This is a genomic window from Segetibacter sp. 3557_3 (genome assembly GCF_004354985.1).
Classification (GTDB): Bacteria; Bacteroidota; Bacteroidia; order Chitinophagales; family Chitinophagaceae; genus Segetibacter.
In genome coordinates this window covers 1-19733 of sequence record NZ_SMSK01000027.1, presented here as the reverse complement: position 1 = coordinate 19733, position 19733 = coordinate 1, and the positions used below count along the sequence as shown (strand labels likewise).

Genomic DNA, 19733 nt, shown 5'->3' with positions numbered 1-19733 from the left:
TACCTTTCAAAAACAATCCACCAAATGAGAGACAATTCATATCAAGAAGACCGTGAGGAGATGAGGGAATTGCTGCAACAGTATGAGAATTTAAAGGTTGGTAGAAATCATTCATTCCTGGAAGAAGATGCATTTGAAAGGATCATCGACTACTTCGACGAGAAAGATGAATTATCAAAAGCCATGGAAGCTGCAGATATCGGAATTGAACAGTTTCCATTTTCATCGGTTCTTATGATTAAAAAGGCAGACCTTCTGTTGGCTGCCAGGAAATATAACGACGCCCTGGATATTCTGGAAAAGGCAGAACTATTTGACAGCAACGACATCAATCTGTTCATATTAAAAACCGACGCCTACCTGGCGTTGGATCAGCAATTGAAAGCAGTTCAGTTGCTTGAGGAAGCACTCCTGCAATTCGACGGGGAGGAGCGCATTGAATTGCTGTTTGAACTGGCCGACGTATACGATGACTATGAAGAGTTCGATAAAGTATTCGACTGCCTGAAGCTCATTCTTGAAGAGGAGCCAAACAATGAAGAAGCACTCTACAAGATTTGCTTCTGGACCGATTTCACCGGGAGAAACGAGGAAAGTATACAGCTGCATCATAATATCATAGATGAGTTTCCCTACAATGAACTTGCCTGGTTTAACCTTGGAGCCGCTTACCAGGGCTTGAAATTGTATGAAAAAGCAATTGATGCCTACTTGTACGCCGTAACCATAGATGAGAAGTTTGACTATGCATACCGGAACATGGGTGATGCTTACCTGCGTATGCGGAAGTTTAAGGAAGCGATTGAGGTTTTGGAGAAAGTGCTTGAATTATCACGGCCAGAAGATGTGATTTACGAAGCGATTGGACATTGTTACCACAAAATTGGAAATTTCGCGCAGGCTCGCTTTAACTATCGTAAAGCTTCACACCTGAATCCTGAAGATAGCAAGTTGTATTACAAGATGGCGCTTACCTATATTAACGAGGAACAATGGGATAGTGCAATCAAACAGCTGGAGAGTGCGATGCGTATTCACCGGACATTGCCTGAGTACAACCTTGCCATGGGCGAGTGCCGGATGCAGTTGAACCAGTTTAAGGAGGCAATCCAGTACTTTGGGAATGTTGTTCGCTCGCGGCCCAAGAGTGTAGCGGGTTGGGAAGCACTAATCAGATGCCTGTACAAAGCCGGTTTTTACGACGAAGCAAGGGAGCAATGTATTGCCGCCTTAAAAGCTACAGAGGGTAAAACCCTATTTTATTTCTATATGAGTGCAGCCCTATTTGCGCTTAAAAAGCACAAAGAAGCTATGCTTCAACTTGAAGAAGCATTGTCACAATCGCCACGACAATTAAAAAAATTTATTGCTTTAAATCCCGCCATTCTACAAAATACCTCTGTTGTAGAACTTGTTGGGCGCTACAAAAAAACAAGAAAGTAGGAGCCTTGATTTTGGTGGGAGTTTCTTTGAGCTACCGTCAAGGCTGAATGGTTTTGATGCGTTATCCTTTTGACTTACGGCCGTTTACCGGTTCGGAACTGTAACTGTTGGCAATTCAAATGCAATACCTACTTTTGCGCACTAAAATGAATAATTGTTATGGCAACAACCGCTGATATAGGACGTGGTATGATCCTCAAACTAGATGGTAGTTTGTATACTGTCGTTGAGTTTGGGCAAAATAAGACCGCCCGTGCTGCTGCAAAGTTCTGGGCTAAGCTTAAGGGTGTGGATAATAACCGGTCAATCGAACATACATGGAACAGTGGTGACACCGTTTTCCCGGTTCGTGTTGAAAAAAAAGCCTACCAGTTTTTATACAAGGATGAAAGTGGTTATAATTTCATGGACAATGAAACTTTTGAACAAATCAGCCTTGCTGAAACCATGGTGGATGCGCCACAGTTTCTCAAAGACGGCCAGGAAGTTTCCGTATTGATCAACACCGAAACTGACCAGCCTATGAGTGTTGAGCTTCCTGATAAGATCGTTATGCTCGTGACCTATAGTGAGCCCGGTATGAAAGGAGATACTGCAACACGAACACTTAAACCTGCCACTGTTGAGACTGGAGCAACCGTTATGGTGCCGCTGTTTGTAAATGAAGGAGAACTAATTCGGGTAAATACAAAATCCGGTGAGTACGTAGAACGGGTAAAAGAAAATTCTTAATTACAGAAAGCAGTCGAAAGGCTGCTTTTTTTGTGGGAACAAATTCAGCAAAAAAGTTGTTTACTGAAAGGCTTATTGAGGTTGTACTTGCTTTATTGTTTGGGAATAAGATGAATAAAACGGTGTTAGTTAGACAGTTGGGGAAAACCAGGCAATTCTAAATATGGCTAAGATTTTGCATAATCACCTCAGCACCAATGTCATACGTAATCAACTCCCCCTATTACATGTCTTTCCACAATGAGCTTGTCGCACCCAATTGCGTTTCAGACCTCGAACTCAAACACGAGGAAGCTTATAGTTTGTTTTACGACAAGTATTCTCCCGTCGTTTATGCTTTTATTCTAAAGTGTTCTAAAGATCGCAAAGTAGCTGACCAAGTACTCTATCAATCGTTTGTGTATTCTTATAAAGCATGCATCGAAAGATCAAAAGATGAGAAGAGCGTCTACTCATATCTGTTTAAGGTTAGCCGGGACCTTTGCCGCAGGAAATCCCTAGAAGTGTGTACCGGTGTTTCGAAAGGTTAAGCAGGGTAGATGTGCTAATAAGTAGTAGCAACTTAGTATGGATATTTGCTGTTAACAATTACTCGTACAAATCGAGCATCCCCGGATTTTAGCCACGGTCTTATACATTACAGTTTTTTTGTCCTTTTTTATTAAAAATGGCTATTTTGCCCCCCATTTCGGCCCAAACCCCCGGCATTTTCAATCTCAAACAATTAAACTGACTGTATGGACTTTAAACAGATCCAGGAATTAATAAAGGTGATCAACAAGAGCAATATTGGTGAATTGACGATCGAAGAAAAAGATTTTAAAATCACCATTAAACAAAAAGACGAAGTTGGATCAGCTAACCAGTCGTTCCCTCAACAACAGTCTTATTCTTACTCACAGGGATTTAATTCAGGGGTGGAGCAGACGAGCCAGCCGGCAATGTCGCTTCCCCAGGTTGCACCTACACCCAAGCCTGCTGCAGTCGAGAGTAAAGCTGATAACCTGGTAACGATCAAAAGTCCTATGATCGGAACTTTTTACCGTAGTCCGTCACCGGATAAACCTGCTTTTGTTAATATAGGAGATGAGGTGACCGTCGGTAAACCGGTGTGTATTATTGAAGCGATGAAACTATTCAACGAAATAGAAAGCGAGATCTCCGGAAAGATTGTAAAAGTATTAGCTGAAGATGCAAGTCCGGTTGAGTATGATCAACCTTTGTTTTTAGTAGATCCCTCCTGATAATTTGAAGAAGCCCGGCCACCTGATGAGCCGGCGTTTGTAACACTTAACCCCTAACTCTTCAAATTAAGCTTGATGTTTAAAAAAATACTGATTGCTAACCGGGGTGAAATTGCACTCCGGGTTATACGTACATGCCGTGAAATGGGCATCAAAACGGTGGCTGTTTATTCGACTGCAGACAAGGAAAGTATTCACGTAAAGTTTGCGGATGAAGCAGTTTGTATAGGCAAACCGCAGAGTGCTGACTCTTACCTGAATATTCCACATATAATGGCTGCAGCGGAGATCACCAATGCTGATGCAATTCATCCGGGTTATGGATTTCTGGCCGAGAATTCTAAATTTTCCCAGATATGTCTTGATCACGGGATTAAGTTTATCGGCCCTACACCGGATATGATTAATAAAATGGGGGATAAGATTACTGCTAAAGAAACCATGATTAAAGCGGGTGTTCCGGTAGTGCCAGGTGGCCAGGGATTGCTTGAAAGTGTGGACGAAGCAATTGGACTGGCAAAAGAAGTTGGCTACCCCGTGATCTTAAAGGCAACTGCAGGTGGAGGGGGTAAGGGTATGCGCGTAGTCTGGGAAGAGAGCGAAATGGCAAAGGCTTACACTACTGCGAGGGCGGAAGCCGCAGCATCGTTTAAAAACGATGGAGTGTACATGGAGAAATATGTTGAAGAACCACGACACATTGAAATCCAGATAGCCGGGGACAGGTACGGTAAAATTGCCCACTTAAGCGAGCGGGATTGCTCAATTCAAAGAAGGCACCAGAAGCTTGTTGAGGAGTCCCCGTCTCCTTTTATGACGCCTGAACTGAGGAACAAAATGGGAGAGGCGGCAATTAAAGCGGCAAGTGCAATAAATTATGAGAGTGTTGGTACAATAGAGTTCCTGGTAGACAAGCATAGGAACTTCTACTTTATGGAAATGAACACCCGGATACAGGTTGAGCATTGTGTTACGGAAGAGGTAATAAATTTCGATCTGATTAAGGAGCAAATAAAGATTGCAGCGGGCGAGCCCATCAGCGGCAGAAATTACGAACCACAAATGCATGCGATTGAATGCAGGATAAATGCGGAGGATCCATACAATGATTTCCGTCCGAGTCCCGGTAAGATCACCGTTCTTCATCAACCCGGAGGACATGGTGTGCGCGTCGACAGCCATGTATATGCTGGTTATGTTATTCCGCCTTATTACGATAGTATGATTGGTAAGCTGATTGCAGTGGCACAAACAAGGGAAGAGGCAATCAACACCATGAACCGTGCATTAAGTGAGTACGTGATAGAGGGTATAAAAACAACAATACCTTTTCACCTGCAGCTAATGCAAAATGCGGACTTCAGGAGCGGAAACTTCACAACAAAGTTCCTAGAAACTTTTAAAATGGCATAGGTTTCAAATACGACTGAGCTTTTCAATAAGATATTCGTCAACATGCTGATAGAAATAACAAAGCCACCTCTCGGGTGGCTCTGTTATAAGCATTGAACGGGTTAGTTGTTACCACCGCCACCAGAACGATTGCCACCGCGAGCACGGCGACGGGCATTGAATTCGCTGATCTTATTCGCAAGCGCTTCGTCTTTTAATGCAATTGCCAGTCTTTTGGACATTTGATCATTGAGCTCCTTCATCTTAGCCGGACGATCTGCCTCACTCATGTCTCTCAACTCCCTCATTTTCGGCATAAATTCCTGTTGAACCGCAAGGACGGTGTCAATCTGAACATCCGTTAACCCAAGAGAGTCTTTTAATCTTTGTTTTTGTTGTTCTCTGAATTGTCCGTTGCCACCAGCCGGTGGTTGCGCAATAACAGAAGTGGTTCCTATAAACAGAAACATCGGAACCAGTACCAGTAATTTTTTCATACACTTTTGTTTTTAATAAGATGAAAATTAGTGATTAATAGATGAACAAACCTGTTATTGTCGGTATACACCGCTTTTTTAGTCGGTATACATTTTAGCAGACTTTATACGATTTCTAATGCAACCTCACCTACTTAGGTAGATGTCAACACCCTTATGCCCCGTTGAGTCTGAGCAATCAAAAGGTTGCCATCGACCTGAGTTCGTCCGGATGGTTTCAAACTAAACGTTCATAATTCTCCTTTCGGGGGTGGTCATATCATCGATATTGCCACAAAGCTAAAATGTTGGCTGCCGGTAAAAGAACAAAAAAGCCCCACCGTTACCGGCAGGGCTGATGTATTTTTCACGTATACTGACTATCTTAAAAACAGTAGTTCACGATATTTCGGTAAAGGCCACAACGTGTCGTCTACCAAAAGCTCCAGTTTATCAACGTGATAACGGATCTCATCAAAAAACTTGTCTTTTACTTCTGTGTTATAGGCAATGGCTTTTTCACGGCTGTCGGTCATGTTGTTGCATACCTTCCGAGCTTCTACCATCAGGGAAACATTAGTTTTGATCGTGTTGATGTGCTCTGTTATTTTATCGAGCATCTCGCGTTGTGCACTAAAGGTTTCTTCAGCAACACCAATTTGCTTCAACCCTAACACGTTTGTAATAAGTGTGTTTTGGTACTTGATTGCGGCCGGCAGGATATGATTGGTTGCAAGATCGCCCATCAAACGAGCCTCTATCTGAACCTTTTTGATGTACTTCTCAAGTTCTATCTCGTGCCTGGCTTCCAATTCGCTATGGGTATACACACCATTTTTCTTAAACAGGTTTTTAGCCTTGTCGGTAATCATGGCATCCAAAGCCAGTGGTGTTGTTTTTACGTTTGGCAGCTGTCTTCCTTCTGCTTCATTCTGCCAATCGTCGCTGTAGCCATCTCCTTCAAACAAAACAGCTTTGCTTTCAACAATTGCTTTTTGAATGACATGCATCAAAGCCACTTCTTTCTTTTCGCCTTTATCGATCAACTCGTCAACTTCTTTTTTGAAATTTCTGAGGGTCTCGGCCATAATTGTATTTAATGCCGTCATTGCATTTGCACAATTCGCCGCAGAGCCCACTGCACGGAACTCGAATTTGTTACCGGTAAATGCAAAGGGAGAAGTACGGTTACGATCGGTGTTATCAAGCAACAGTTCAGGAATACTGCGGTGAAGATCGAGCTTAAGGATAGCCTCATCCTGCTCGTCGAACTTCTCTCCAACGCGACCTTCGATTTCGCTAAGTACCTTAGAAAGGTATTCACCTATAAACACAGAGATAATTGCGGGAGGTGCCTCGTTCGCTCCAAGACGGAAATCATTACCCGCACTTGCAATTGCAGCCCTTAACAGATCAGAATAGTCGTGTACTGCCTTGATTGTGTTGACAAAAAAGGTCAGGAACATCAGGTTTGTCTTTGGCGTTTTACCAGGAGCAAGTAAGTTAACACCGGTGTCGGTAGCCATACTCCAGTTGTTGTGTTTACCGCTACCATTAATGCCCGCAAACGGTTTTTCGTGCAGAAGCACCTTCAGCTTATGGCGCTTTGCCACCCGGCTCATCACATCCATTAAAAGGGTGTTATGATCCACGGCAAGGTTAACTTCTTCAAAAATAGGGGCACACTCAAACTGAGACGGAGCTACTTCGTTATGACGGGTGCGAAGAGGAATACCAAGTTTGTAACTTTCTGCTTCGTAATCCCTCATGAAGGCATAAACCCTTTCAGGGATTGAACCGAAGTAATGGTCCTCAAGCTGTTGGCCTTTTGCAGGAGCTGCACCGTATACCGTACGATCGGCAAGTACGAGATCGGGCCGGGCATTTGCAAGTGCTTCATCAATTACGAAGTACTCCTGCTCCCAACCTAGTGTTGGAGTGACCTTCGTTATATTTTTATCAAAATAGTTGCACACATCAACCGCTGCTTTGTCAAGCGCCACCAGCGCTTTGAGCAGTGGAGACTTATAATCGAGGCTCTCGCCTGTGTATGAAACGAAGATTGTTGGTATACAAAGGGTTCTGCCGTTACCAATTTCCATTATGAAAGCCGGGGAAGAAGGGTCCCAGGCAGTATAACCACGTGCTTCAAAAGTTGCACGTAAACCGCCGCTCGGAAACGATGAAGCATCCGGCTCTTGTTGGATTAGTGCAGCGCCGTCAAACTCCTCTATTGATGTTCCGTCGCTTTTAATGGTAAAAAAGCTATCGTGTTTTTCAGCTGTAGTTCCTGTTAATGGTTGAAACCAGTGGGTGAAGTGAGTAACACCTTTACTCTCTGCCCATGCCCGTAAGCCGTTAGCAATCTGGTTTGCTACAGTGCGATCAATTTTGCGACCACCTTTAATACTTGTAATAAGGCTTTTATATCCCTCGTCACTCAAATATTCTCTTGCAGTTTTAAGTGTAAAAACGTTCTCTCCAAAAATAGCCGTGATTTTAGGACTAAACGGCACAGCAACTTCAGTAGTTGAATTTGTCAGGTTTTTTAACGCCTGTAATCGTAAAGACATACATCAAATTGTTTGGTGTACGGCAAAAGAAGTATTTTTTTACTAAATCTGGCGAGTTAATTAAGAAATAAGCGCAACTAAACTCAAAAATTAAAAAGATTTTAATCAAACGGGGGTTTTGTAAAGAAATCTGAATACACATATTATTTTTCAATATGTTTTGAGGGATGTGTATGTTGCCGGGTCGCGATCATTAAAATTACCGGTAGTATAAAAGGGTATACAATACTCCGGTAGCGCACAACTGCACCAACAAAAGGAATGGTATAGCCGCAGATCAGCAGTATGCTGAAACCATAAAAGAGGCAACTGTAAGCAAAAGAGGAAAGGGGTGCTCTCTTGTAACTCAGTACACACAGAAGCATAAGGAGGTTGATTGCGTAAAGTTCGACAACTGTAGGCAGGTATGAAAGCGTTTCAATGTTGAAAGGTCGAAGGAAAGCCATCTTAATCGCCGCCGGAAGAAAACTAATAAAGCTTTGGGCTGTAGGCTCCAGTGGAGTTGTTTCAATAAACGACGATCCTTGTAATTGCAAGAACTCCTGTTGTTTTGTTACGATTACACCTGGTAGGTTTAAGGCTGGGGAAACTAGCGGGAGCAGGAAAAATAACACGATCCCAGCAAGGTAAATTCCCAAAAAGGTGACCATTTTTTTTTCATGGCACCTCGCAAGCCATCCACATGCAATCGCCGGAACCAGGGCAAACAGCATATAGTTTCGAAAAAAGAATATGAGTATACAACAAAGCAGCGCAACAACGATGTTCAGAATAGTTAGCCTGCCGGTTTGAAGTAGCTTAGAAAAGAAGTAAAACACCAGGCCCAGTGCAGAGAGAACCAGGCCATCCTTGTGCACACCGCTACACCAGAACAGGGTAGAAGGCACACAGAAGATTGCAAGCGCCAGCAGCAATTCTTTTGATGGGTATATCCGGCTGAACGTTTTGAACAGTGCAACAAGCCCTGTCATAAACACCAGGTTTAGCAATACCAGGTTTGCATAGTAGCTATTAAATGTAAGCAGGTTCAGGAGTGCAAGGATCTTAACGAAGAAATTGCTTTTTAAATCATTCCAATAGCTATTTTCCCCTGCGAATATGTTGCCGGTACGTGCGTAGCCGTGGGTAAACAAGTCCGTAAAAAACGACACCGGGTTACGAAGAAGCAGCTTGGTTTCCCCCAGGCTTTGATCGAAAAATCGCCATGTATCAGCACCGGGATAATTCTTTGGTAGCAGGTAAAAACGCGCATAGGCAAAGCCCGCCCCTACTTTAAGCAAGAAGATGGGTATTATCCATCGCTTAAGACCGGACGATTTGAAAAAAGGCAGGTAAAGCAGGAGAATTGAGCAGACAAAAACATAGAATATAAATAGCGCTGCTTCCAAGGGTGCCGGTTCAGAATTAGTCGATCAGGTTATTTTTCACAGCGAAAAACACAAGACCCGCTGTATTCTTCAGGCCATAACGTTCCATCAGCCGTTCTTTAATACTTTCTACTGTTCGGGAACTGATGTTCATCTTTTCCCCGATTTCAACACTGGTAAATTCCATGCAAATAAACCTGAGCACTTCTTTTTCTTTGTCCGTTACCTGGAGATGGGATGTTAGCGAAGGTACCGACCTGGATTTTGCCTGGGACTTTTTCAGCAGGATGCGGTTTACAAAGTTGTTCAGGTAGTACCCTTTCGCCACCACATCAGTGATTGCCTTTTTGATTTCGGCAGGTTCTGTGCTTTTAAGGAGGTAGCCATTTGCACCGTTTTCCATCAGGTGCAACACAAATCGATCGTCTTCATGCATGGTAAGAACAATCACAAGAATGTTTGGATAGTGTTTGCTGATGTATTTAGTAGTTTCAATTCCATCTTTCACCGGCATTCTCAGGTCCATCAACACTACATCGGGTTGAGCGGCTTCGATGTGGTTTAACAAATCCTGCCCATTATCAGCTTCTAATACAAACTTTAAATTCGCGTAATGTCTAAGTGATAATATAACACCTTTACGGAAGATTTTGTGGTCATCAGCGATGGCGATTTTAATTTCTCCCATAGACTTTCAAAGGTAAAAACATTAGGATTAGTTATCCGAAAATGGCTTGTCCTCCAGGTCTTTGGGAATGTCGAGCGTAGTTCTGTAGAATGAATGGTGGGTATCTGTTTCAAACAAGATATTGCCATTGATCACTTTTAACCGGCTTTGGATGTTCTTCAGTCCAAGACCCGCATGACTATTGCTCCGGCTAAGAAATTCTTCATGAGTAAGGCCCTCACCATCATGTTGTAATGAAATCAGCATATTACCCTCCTGGTTTACCTGGGTGAGGTTGATGTAACTTGAATGGCTATGCTTTAGAATATTGTTGATCAATTCCTGTATCACCCTAAAAATAAGCAGTTCTTTTTCGGGATTTAAACGGGTAGAGTAATTGCTGAACCTGCAGCTCACGTTTAAAGAACCCGAGCCGCTGAGCTTTTGAAAGAAATCATTTAGTGCGCTTTCCAATCCAAAGTTCTTCAAGGTTGGTGGCATCAAGCTATGGGAGATGTTACGGATGAGTTGTATCGATTCATCGATAAGTTGCTTCGCGCTCGAAATTGATTGCAGCTGGTCAGTTTTATCGAGGTTTACCATGTTCTCAGAAAGGTATAACCTCGCCGTTGCAAGCAGGGGGCCTGCATCATCATGCAGGTCGGCAGCAATTCTTTGCCGTTCTTCTTCCTGCAACTTAATTGAAGCTTTTAGAAACATATGTTGCTGTTCGGCTTCCATTTGCTGCATCCTGATCTGATACCTGATTACTCTTCTTTGATGAAAAATGATGAAGAGAATAAGGGAAAGCGTTAAAAGCAGCATGGCAAAGGTGCCAAAAGCAAGCAAGGAGGGGGTTTGTAAGATGTTGAGTACAAGCATAGGATATATCTGGGGCGCAGTCGTAAGAGTTAAAGCTTTTTGATTACATAGTTATCGTTGCGCATTAACATAGCAACCGACAGACAGATGGATTTCAAGGTGAGACTAATGGAATTAATGATGTCGTGATACTCTTTCTGGGCGGCAATGTCGAGCGAGTCAACAAACAGAAAAAGGAAAAATGTGCCCGCGGCGTAAAAAAGAAAGCCTATAACCACCCAAAATCTCGGCTGAACATAAACCATCAGTATATCAGACCGTAACACCTGTTCATACATATAGTATATGGATAGTGAGATGATCAGTATCGACTCGATCGTAACACATACAACCAGCGCTGCGGTCGTGCCCGCAGGGATGAACATAAATAGCCAAAATAAGGCAAAGGCCACAGCTGCTATGGCTGTCAGTAGGCGGGCTGGCCGCCAGGAGAATGTTTTGTAGAAAAAGTAGCTGACAATCACCGTTTCAATTAAGGTGAACAAGTTTTGAGCAATCGACGGGTTTTTGCCGTGATTTGTCTGGAACATAGAGATCATCTCAACCAGGAAACCAATAAAGATTAATAAAATAATTACCCGTAATAATTTATCGTTTATTCTTTTGCGAAAGAACAGATAAAGAATTACGGGTAATAATTCGATTATAACCGCAATATTTGAGATGATATCGTACAGCGGAAAGTGTTTTATTCCAAATATAGGCAGTTAAATCTGATCCTGCTATACTGAAAATGAACGCACTCCCAAATACTAATACCAGGATGGATCGTCAGACGGTGTGTCGGAATCCCCGCAATATGGAGGGCACATTTTAGCGCGGTCGGCAACAATACCTTTGTTTTTTACAAGTTGGCCTGCAGGATTCACAGTGGTGTAATGAAGTATGTTGTTGCCTTTGCTATCTACACCAACCAAAACGATCTGCTTTATGCCCATGTCATTTATGCCGTTAAACATCCTGATCCCAACAACACCTGGTTGTGCAAGAATCGACTCAATCATATTTCGACCCATGAAAAATGCTAAAACATCATCATTGTTTTCATCGAAGTAGCGTTTGATCATCTTTGCGCCCGCCTCGTAACCGATATCTTCCCCGATTTCAGCCGTGAAGTGTTTTGCTTGTTCAATTACTTTGCCCTTTACGACAATGAGTTCTGTGTTCATAATGAAGAGTTTAAATGAGGTTAATGATAGAATTTTGAAACTTCGTGACCAAAAGTGACGAATAACAATCTTATGCACAACAGGTGATTGTCCGTAAAAGATGTTTACTTTGGTTGAAAATCAAGCTGGTAAAAGCTTTCAGCAAATTGATGTTATAATGCTAACATCAAAATATAGTAAAAACCCTTTATTGAAACGTAATTTTACGGTGGTTGCGTGGCGGGGTGTAAGTCAACGCTATCAGTTTGATTGTATTGCAGAAGCTGGAAAAATTGCTGGGCACTTTGTACCCCGCGAAGTTTGACCGTAATTTTCCGCCTAAAACGCAGAAGCATTTTCGAATGACCGATGACAAACCAATAAACCTGGCTTTGGCAGATGATCATAAGATCTTCAGAGATGGAATCAAGATGTCCCTGAAGAATCGTGATTGCTTAAAGATTTTGTGGGAGGCACAAGACGGAAAAGACTTACTTAATAAATTACGCGATAAAGTACCGGACGTACTGATCCTCGATATCCGGATGCCGGAAATCGATGGAATCAATGCCATCCAGATTATCAGGAAAGACTATGAGGAATTGAAAATTATCGTCCTGAGTATGTACGACGATAATGAGATTATTACCAAGATGATGGAGCTTGGGGCAAACGCCTACCTGGCAAAAACAGCTGATCCCGACGAAATTTATAAAGCCATCATCACCTGCATGAGTGATGAATTCTACTTCAACGACCTGGTTAATGCAGCAGTTCTGCTCAAATTACAAAATCATCGGACCGTTAGAAAACTCTATCCTAATACGGTGAAGTTCAATGAAAAGGAACTCAAGATCCTCAAGCTCATCAGTGAAGACAAAACAACTGAAGAAATATCTGAAGATGTTTTTCTGAGCCCTCGTACCGTAGAGACGATCCGCCAGAGTATGAAGCTGAAAGTTGGCGCCAAAACCATTGCAGGATTGGTCATGTATGCAATGCGGAACAAATTGCTCCAGTAGTATTAAGCGTGAGGCAGTTGGTACAACGGTGCCGGACATCGGTATGGAACCAACGCTGCCATTCAGTTAAAGACGATTGGCTCCAGCCCTGGTTACGGTTAATAATTATTGCCCTGCTATCGCACTAAGTTTTAATTTTAGGCTATAATCCATATTTAATGCAAACACATCATAACGGGCGGATTAAGGTGCTGATTACCGATGATCATGCATTGTTCAGAACCGGGGTAAAAACTTCGCTCGCCCATTATCCTGATATCGAATTCCTCGGTGAAGCAGAGAATGGGATGGAATTGCTTAGCCTGCTTACGTTCCTGCACCCGGATGTGATACTGCTCGACATCCAAATGCCGGTAATGGATGGAATAGCAACCCTGCCGGAAGTAAAAAAGCTGTTACCCGACGTGAAGATAATCATGCTGACCATGCATGATGAGATCAGCATGATCAGTAAACTTATGGAGATCGGGGCCAACAGTTACCTAATTAAAAACAGCGATAGCGAAACCATTCACGAAGCCATACTTTCAGTATATAGCAACGAATTCTTTTTTAATGAATATACCAACAAGGCTATGCTCAACGGGCTACGCTCGAGAAGGTTACATGAAGTTCCTCACCTGGAAGAAACGGAACTAAGCGAAAAGGAAACACTGGTTCTAAAACTAATGTGCGAAGAAAAAAGTACCAGGGAGATAGCGGAAATCGTCGACATCAGTCCCAGAACTGTCGAGGCAATCCGCGATCGTTTGAAAGTTAAAACCGGCTCGAAAAGTACCGCAGGTTTAATACTGTACGCAGTTAAAAAAGGAATATTGCACGCGTAGTTGGCAGAAAACTATTAATCATTCCCGGCACTGCCGGGATTTTTATTGGTACAGGTTATGGCTGACTTCGTAATAAGTAATGGGGTGTTCAGGTCACCAAACGACGTGAACATCACGATAGATAACCGTTCATTTCGTTATGGAGATGGTTGCTTCGAAACCATGCGGGTGAAAGGCGGCAAAATCATGCTGGAAGAATTACACTTCGACCGGTTGTTTTCTTCTCTTTCAAGGCTCAGGTTCGACGTGCCTAAAAGCATGAGTCACGCGGCGCTGTGTGAACAGGTATCTGCCCTGGCAGAAAAAAACAGGCAAAAATTAGCCCGGGTACGCTTAACCGTTTACCGGGGAGATGGTGGCCTGTACGATGCTCCAAATCTTAGGGCGAACTACCTCATTCAAACCTGGACATTAGATGCAGCAATCCCCCGTTTAAACGAAAATGGGTTAGTCCTGGGAATTTACCGGGAAGCCATGAAAGTGGCGGATCAATTTTCGATGCTTAAGTCCAACAACTTCTTACCTTATGTGATGGCTGCCCTGTACGCAAAAGAGCAGCGGTTTAACGACTGCCTGTTGTTGAACCCATACGGCAACATAGCCGATGCAACCATAGCAAATGTGTTTGTGCTGATCAATGGGGTTTGGCTAACTCCTCCAATCAGCGATGGTCCCATAAGCGGGGTAATGCGTAAATACCTGCTTGAAAAGTTCCGGGCTGAGAACATTGCGTACGAGGAAAAGTCAATTACCCCCGAAGATCTGCAAAGGGCTTCAGAGGTCTTTGTTACAAATGCAATTTCAGGTATCAGGTGGGTCGCCGAGGCTGCCGGAACAAAATATGAACGGGCTGTTACATCCACGATCTATTCCCGGTTTATCAAGCCACTCTTTTCCGCCTGAACATTTTTTGTGCAACCGTGTTTAAACTAAAAATCGAATTTGAAAGCGCACGTTAATATAATGTGGTTCCGCCGCGATCTCAGGCTTGAAGATAATGCCGCATTGTACCATGCTTTAAAGAGCCAGTTGCCGGTTATACCGGTTTTCATATTCGACCGTGCGATCCTCGACAAATTGGACGACAAAACTGATCGAAGGGTAGAGTTTATTCACTCGGCTGTCGTGGAGATGCAACAATACCTGCAAGGCTTGAACAGTTCAATGGAAGTATACTACGGTTTTCCAAAAGAGGTTTTCGAAACCATCACGAGCAGGTATGAGGTGGAAGCGGTATTTACCAATCGAGACTATGAGCCCTATGGGCTGGAACGCGACCAGGAGATAAAAACGCAGCTCTCCGAAAAAGGGATTGCTTTTAAAACCTACAAAGACCAGGTAATCTTTGAGTGCAATGAGGTAATGAAAGACAATGGTACACCATATACCGTTTTTACGCCTTATAGCAAACGCTGGAAAGCTAAGCTTAACGATTTTTACCTAAGCGCTTACCCTGTTAAGAAATACCAGCAATATTATTATCAAACTTCGCCGAACCCTATTCCTACACTTGAGTCGATGGGCTTTAAAGCAGTTTCAAAGTCCTTCCCGGCTAAACAACTCCGCGACGACATCATTTCAAAATATCACGACACCCGGGACTTTCCCGGCAATGATACCGGTACATCAAGACTCGGGGTACATTTTCGATTTGGAACAGTGAGTATTCGCAAAGTAGCGCGTGTCGCCAGGTCTATAAACGATACCTATCTTGGCGAACTCATCTGGCGCGACTTTTACCAAATGATACTGTGCCATTTCCCGCAACTCGGTAAAGGAGCTGCCTTTAAGCCGCAGTATGAACACATACAATGGAGAAATAATGAGGAAGAGTTTAAAAAATGGTGCGACGGACAAACTGGTTATCCAATCGTAGATGCGGGCATGCGCGAACTCAACGCAACCGGGTTTATGCACAACCGGGTTCGCATGGTAGTAGCTTCATTCCTCACGAAACACCTCCTTATCGACTGGCGTTGGGGCGAAGCTTATTTTGCCGCAAAACTCCTTGACTACGATCTTGCTTCGAATAACGGAGGTTGGCAGTGGGCCGCAGGATGTGGCTGCGATGCTGCGCCGTATTTCAGGGTGTTCAATCCCTCTTTACAAACGCAAAAATTCGATAAAGCCCTGGAATATGTAAGAAAATGGGTGCCTGAGTTTGAAGAGTTTACCTATCCCAGGCCTATCGTACAACACGAATTTGCGCGAAAGCGTGCACTTGAGGTTTATGCAAAAGCCTTAAACCCATAGCGCTTTGGCCTGCTGTCCAGGTGCCGTTATCAAAAGTTTTTTTGTTGACCGGCGGGTGGAATTCTGCTCATCATCGTTGTGTCACTCACTTGTACCGCATACCGTTGCCCGGCAATGCAAATCTATTCGTTCAATGGATGAAGCCTTGCAAAACGGCACGAGGTAATTCCACTTTAGAAACTACCAAGGGTCATTCAAATAATTCTTAAGGTTAGGCTACAATTAGGCGAAACTATAGCGCAAAGAAAAATCAACCCTGCTGGCCAATACCGTTGGGAACAAAGATGTTCATATCTACAGGATGTCGAAAGGTTTCCAATACTTTAATGACGGCAAGTTTTCCTTTTTCACCCAGGGACATCGAAAAATCATTTACATAAAGGTCGATGTGCTTGCGCATTACGTCGGTGCTCATTTCCTGCGAATGGCGCTGTATAAACGCACTGAGTTCCGGGTAATTGCGGAAAGAACCTGCAAGACTAAGTTGAATGAGGCTGTCGACGCGTTGCTGAATAGCCTCCGGCAGTTCTTTTCTAATCACAATCCCACCCAGGGGAATGGGTAAACCTGTTTCAGTTTCCCAAAACGCTCCAAGATCCAGGAGTTTAACCAACCCTCTCTCATGGTAGGTAAAACGGTTTTCATGTATGATTACGCCTGCATCTACATCACCGTTTAGCACCGCATCTTCTACTTCGTTGAAAACCAAAAACCGTTTCTTTGCTGCAGCCGGAAACGCTCTTGAAAACAGCATGTGGGCAGTCGTATTTTCGCCGGGTATAGCAACGGTAAGTTCGTTGATGTGGTCATTTAACCGGGGGATTTCCGAGCGGGCGATAAGCAGTGGTCCAACTCCTTGCCCGAGTGCGCCGCCACTGTTCAGGACCCTGTAGCTTGATAATACGAGCGGCAATACCCCATAGCTGATTTTGGAAACGTCCAATTTTCCAATACGTGCCCACCCGTTAAGCGTTTGAACATCCTCCATGTACACTTCGAACTCAAGGTCGCCTGTATCGATCCCGTTATTTACCAGTGCGTCAAAGATGAAGGTATCATTAGGACAAGGGCTGAACCCAAGTGTTAGTTTCATGACAGTGTTTTTAAATTAGTTTGATCCAGCTGTTCCAGGAAGAGAATAACTTGTTCTGCGAGATTGCGTAACGCAAGGGGGATATTCCAGTGCTTTTTATTGCGTTCCCCCACCAGGTTACTCACACTTCTAAACTGCAGGAAAGGGGTATTTGTTTGAAGACAAGTATAGTGTAAAGCTGCGCCCTCCATACTTTCAACAGCGGGGTTGTACCTGGCGGAAAGGTAATTTATTCTTTCAGGCGATGTGCTGATCTCGTTTATGGTTACACCATTAACCTTGCTTAAGCCCCGCAACTCAAGTTTCGGCAGCCACGGATTTCTTAGTATGCGGCCAGTAAACGGGAAGGTGTCTCCTGAGTCTAGTCCCATTTGAAAAAGATCATTAAAAGAGCCGTTCTCATAAACACCGATATCACCGGGGCAATCCTGTTCAACAACAACAACACTACCAATAGGGGTCTCTGGTTTGAAGGCACCGGCAATGCCAACCTGGATAACCAGGTCAGGGGATTGTTCAATGATAAGTTTGGTTAAGCTAAAGCAGGAAGCCAACATGCCAATACCGGTAGCCTGGAAGCAAGTAGTGTCTGCAACATCGTTTACCAGTGCATTCTTGAAATGTTGACTGATCGTGTTTAACTCCATTGCTGTTGCCGCGGTCACGAAGATTCTCATGTGGCAAAAGTCGTAGTTATATTAGTCGCCACAAACACGAAGCTTTAAACACCAATCATTTATAATTCTCTCGCTGATGGCGGTGTTTCAGGGGTCGCCTGATGCCACTTCAGGGTTTCGGGCCTTAACGTTTCAAATGCTACCTTTGCGGAAATTTTGAATAGACGAATGGTTTACCTGACGCGACTAGAGCATTTTAATGCAGCGCACAAACTTTATAATCCTGCCTGGAGTCGTGAAAAAAATGACGAAGTTTTTGGTGTATGTGCCAATGAAAACTGGCATGGCCACAATTTTGACCTGTACATCACCATCAAAGGTGAAATAGATCCGGATACTGGTTTTTTATTCGATGCAAAAAAGCTCAGCAGACTTATTAAGGAACATGTTGTTAACAAACTGGATCATAAAAACCTGAATGTTGATGTGCCATTTTTAACCGGTAAAATGTGCAGCACAGAAAATCTTGCGGTCGCAATCTGGCAGCAATTACAGCCTCATCTACCGGCCAATGTTCAGCTACATTGCGTAAAACTTTATGAAACACAGCGCATTTATGTTGAGTATTTTGGGTAGCACCGAACAATATCAAACTATCATCGTTTAAAGTATTGCTATGAAAAGGGTATCGGTTTATCGAAAGGAACACTTCAACGCTGCGCACCGGCTAAATAATCCCAACTGGGATGCTCAACAAAATGAACGTGTGTTTGGTAAGTGTAATAACCCAAGTTATCATGGTCACAACTACGAACTGATTGTGAAAGTAACCGGTGAGCCTGATCCTGAAACGGGTTATGTTATCGATCTGAAACTGCTAAGCGATATTATAGAAACAAGCGTGCTTAGTCGTTTCGATCACAAAAACCTAAACCTCGATACCGTGGAATTCAAAACAGTAAATCCGTCAGCAGAAAATATTGCTATCGCGATCTACGATATTCTGCGGGAGCAAGTAGATTCTAAACTTGATTTACAAATCAGGTTGTATGAAACAGAACGGAATTTTGTGGAATACCCGGTACTTTAATGCTACTATAAACAACGATCAACAGGATTACAATGGCATATAGAAAAATTGAGGAGTACGACCAGGACATTACCTTACAACTTGCGGAAAATTACAAAAGCAGTATCGCTTTGCTTGGCGAAGACCCCGAACGGGAAGGTCTTGCAAAAACACCCGAGCGTATAGCCAAGGCAATGCAATTTTTAACCCAGGGGTACCAGGCAGATGCAAGAGCCATCCTGAATTCTGCAAAGTTTCATGAAGATGTCAGTGAGATGATCATTGTAAAAGACATCGAACTCTACAGCATGTGTGAGCACCATATGTTGCCGTTTTATGGTAAGGCGCATGTTGCTTACATTCCCAATGGGTGGATCACCGGGTTAAGCAAGCTCGCCAGGGTGGTAGATGTGTATAGCCGTCGCTTACAGGTGCAGGAGCGCCTGACAACCCAGATCCTCGACGCCATTAAAGATACACTGGACCCACTTGGGGTAGCGGTGATTATAGAAGCTTCTCACCTCTGCATGATGATGCGTGGTGTGCAAAAGCAAAATTCAGTAACCACTACTTCTGCATTTTCAGGGGAGTTTGAGAAATATCCCACCAGGAATGAATTTTTGAAACTGGTTGGGGCTAAACTTAGTTGATATTGGGTGATTGAGATATAGTTTATTGAGGTATGCTTGGCGGATAATGGATTAGTGAATTCGGATTGGGCATTGAATGTCGTTAAAGAACATTTTTTTGGGCCTAACTGCAGGGTTTCTAATTAAGCATCGTTGCCCGCCCGGCTGCGCCAGTCGGAAGGGCGTCGCACTCTTCAATGATGAGATTACGCTGCACCACTGAAAGGAAAATGATATTTTGGTTGTTTTCGCCTCTATATATTAAGCATTTTAGTGCTAAGTTGATAAGTTAAAAAGCA

The 19733-nt window shown here is 43.4% G+C and carries 21 protein-coding genes; 12 read left to right on the top strand and 9 right to left on the bottom strand.

Annotated features, from left to right (window positions below; genetic code table 11):
* Positions 1-24 precede the first annotated feature (24 nt).
* The 4 genes from EXU57_RS23855 to accC all read left to right on the top strand — a co-directional run bounded on the left by EXU57_RS23855 (position 25) and on the right by accC (position 4832).
* A complete protein-coding gene (locus EXU57_RS23855) occupies positions 25-1443 on the top strand; it encodes a tetratricopeptide repeat protein (protein WP_133270786.1) in 1419 nt (472 codons plus the stop codon).
* A 159-nt stretch (positions 1444-1602) separates the two neighbouring features.
* On the top strand, positions 1603-2175 hold the full coding sequence (gene efp / locus EXU57_RS23850; protein WP_133270785.1) for an elongation factor P: 573 nt from the start codon (positions 1603-1605) through the stop codon (positions 2173-2175).
* A gap of 737 nt (positions 2176-2912) precedes the next feature.
* Complete coding sequence (gene accB, locus EXU57_RS23845) at positions 2913-3419, top strand: acetyl-CoA carboxylase biotin carboxyl carrier protein (RefSeq protein WP_133270784.1); 507 nt, start codon at positions 2913-2915, stop codon at positions 3417-3419.
* A 75-nt stretch (positions 3420-3494) separates the two neighbouring features.
* On the top strand, positions 3495-4832 hold the full coding sequence (gene accC / locus EXU57_RS23840) for an acetyl-CoA carboxylase biotin carboxylase subunit (protein ID WP_133270783.1): 1338 nt from the start codon (positions 3495-3497) through the stop codon (positions 4830-4832).
* 101 nt (positions 4833-4933) lie between these two features.
* Here the strand turns inward: accC and EXU57_RS23835 are convergent, their stop codons facing one another.
* From EXU57_RS23835 to EXU57_RS23805, 7 genes are all read right to left on the bottom strand, one after another.
* Positions 4934-5308, bottom strand: coding sequence for a Spy/CpxP family protein refolding chaperone (locus tag EXU57_RS23835; RefSeq protein ID WP_133270782.1), 375 nt, complete (start codon positions 5306-5308; stop codon positions 4934-4936).
* A gap of 359 nt (positions 5309-5667) precedes the next feature.
* Positions 5668-7860, bottom strand: a complete 2193-nt coding sequence (locus tag EXU57_RS23830) for a glutamine synthetase III (RefSeq protein WP_133270781.1) — start codon at positions 7858-7860, stop codon at positions 5668-5670.
* Between the two features lie 143 nt (positions 7861-8003).
* Complete coding sequence (locus EXU57_RS23825) at positions 8004-9248, bottom strand: hypothetical protein (RefSeq protein ID WP_133270780.1); 1245 nt, start codon at positions 9246-9248, stop codon at positions 8004-8006.
* Between the two features lie 16 nt (positions 9249-9264).
* Complete coding sequence (locus EXU57_RS23820; RefSeq protein WP_133270779.1) at positions 9265-9915, bottom strand: response regulator transcription factor; 651 nt, start codon at positions 9913-9915, stop codon at positions 9265-9267.
* Positions 9916-9942: 27 nt separating this feature from the next.
* Positions 9943-10776 (bottom strand): sensor histidine kinase, encoded by an 834-nt coding sequence (locus EXU57_RS23815; RefSeq protein WP_133270778.1) that lies wholly within the window; start codon positions 10774-10776, stop codon positions 9943-9945.
* Between the two features lie 29 nt (positions 10777-10805).
* The gene (locus EXU57_RS23810; protein WP_133270777.1) at positions 10806-11306 is read right to left on the bottom strand and encodes a hypothetical protein; all 501 of its coding nucleotides are present in this window, start codon (positions 11304-11306) and stop codon (positions 10806-10808) included.
* 222 nt (positions 11307-11528) lie between these two features.
* The gene (locus EXU57_RS23805) at positions 11529-11945 is read right to left on the bottom strand and encodes a hypothetical protein (RefSeq protein WP_133270776.1); all 417 of its coding nucleotides are present in this window, start codon (positions 11943-11945) and stop codon (positions 11529-11531) included.
* 109 nt (positions 11946-12054) lie between these two features.
* On the opposite strand from EXU57_RS23805, the gene EXU57_RS23800 reads away from it, so the two are divergent.
* The 5 genes from EXU57_RS23800 to EXU57_RS23780 all read left to right on the top strand — a co-directional run bounded on the left by EXU57_RS23800 (position 12055) and on the right by EXU57_RS23780 (position 16026).
* Complete coding sequence (locus EXU57_RS23800; RefSeq protein WP_133270775.1) at positions 12055-12249, top strand: hypothetical protein; 195 nt, start codon at positions 12055-12057, stop codon at positions 12247-12249.
* Positions 12250-12286: 37 nt separating this feature from the next.
* On the top strand, positions 12287-12946 hold the full coding sequence (locus tag EXU57_RS23795) for a response regulator transcription factor (protein ID WP_133270774.1): 660 nt from the start codon (positions 12287-12289) through the stop codon (positions 12944-12946).
* Positions 12947-13104: 158 nt separating this feature from the next.
* Complete coding sequence (locus EXU57_RS23790; protein ID WP_133270773.1) at positions 13105-13773, top strand: response regulator transcription factor; 669 nt, start codon at positions 13105-13107, stop codon at positions 13771-13773.
* 57 nt (positions 13774-13830) lie between these two features.
* On the top strand, positions 13831-14676 hold the full coding sequence (locus tag EXU57_RS23785) for an aminotransferase class IV (protein WP_133270772.1): 846 nt from the start codon (positions 13831-13833) through the stop codon (positions 14674-14676).
* A gap of 39 nt (positions 14677-14715) precedes the next feature.
* Positions 14716-16026, top strand: a complete 1311-nt coding sequence (locus tag EXU57_RS23780; RefSeq protein WP_133270771.1) for a cryptochrome/photolyase family protein — start codon at positions 14716-14718, stop codon at positions 16024-16026.
* A gap of 250 nt (positions 16027-16276) precedes the next feature.
* On the opposite strand, the gene EXU57_RS23775 is transcribed toward EXU57_RS23780, so the two are convergent.
* Both EXU57_RS23775 and mqnB read right to left on the bottom strand, forming a co-directional pair.
* A complete protein-coding gene (locus EXU57_RS23775; protein WP_133270770.1) occupies positions 16277-17119 on the bottom strand; it encodes a 1,4-dihydroxy-6-naphthoate synthase in 843 nt (280 codons plus the stop codon).
* On the bottom strand, positions 17116-17796 hold the full coding sequence (gene mqnB, locus EXU57_RS23770; RefSeq protein WP_133270769.1) for a futalosine hydrolase: 681 nt from the start codon (positions 17794-17796) through the stop codon (positions 17116-17118). The genes EXU57_RS23775 and mqnB overlap by 4 nt, the downstream gene beginning before the upstream one ends.
* 168 nt (positions 17797-17964) lie before the next feature.
* Here mqnB and EXU57_RS23765 point away from each other — a divergent pair, with 168 nt between their 5' ends.
* Genes EXU57_RS23765 through folE form a run of 3 tightly spaced genes read left to right on the top strand, consistent with a single transcriptional unit; the run spans position 17965 to position 19455 of the window.
* Positions 17965-18372, top strand: a complete 408-nt coding sequence (locus EXU57_RS23765; protein ID WP_133270768.1) for a 6-pyruvoyl trahydropterin synthase family protein — start codon at positions 17965-17967, stop codon at positions 18370-18372.
* A 40-nt stretch (positions 18373-18412) separates the two neighbouring features.
* Positions 18413-18826 (top strand): 6-pyruvoyl trahydropterin synthase family protein, encoded by a 414-nt coding sequence (locus tag EXU57_RS23760; protein WP_133270767.1) that lies wholly within the window; start codon positions 18413-18415, stop codon positions 18824-18826.
* 32 nt (positions 18827-18858) lie between these two features.
* Positions 18859-19455, top strand: a complete 597-nt coding sequence (gene folE, locus EXU57_RS23755; RefSeq protein ID WP_133270766.1) for a GTP cyclohydrolase I FolE — start codon at positions 18859-18861, stop codon at positions 19453-19455.
* Positions 19456-19733 lie beyond the last annotated feature (278 nt).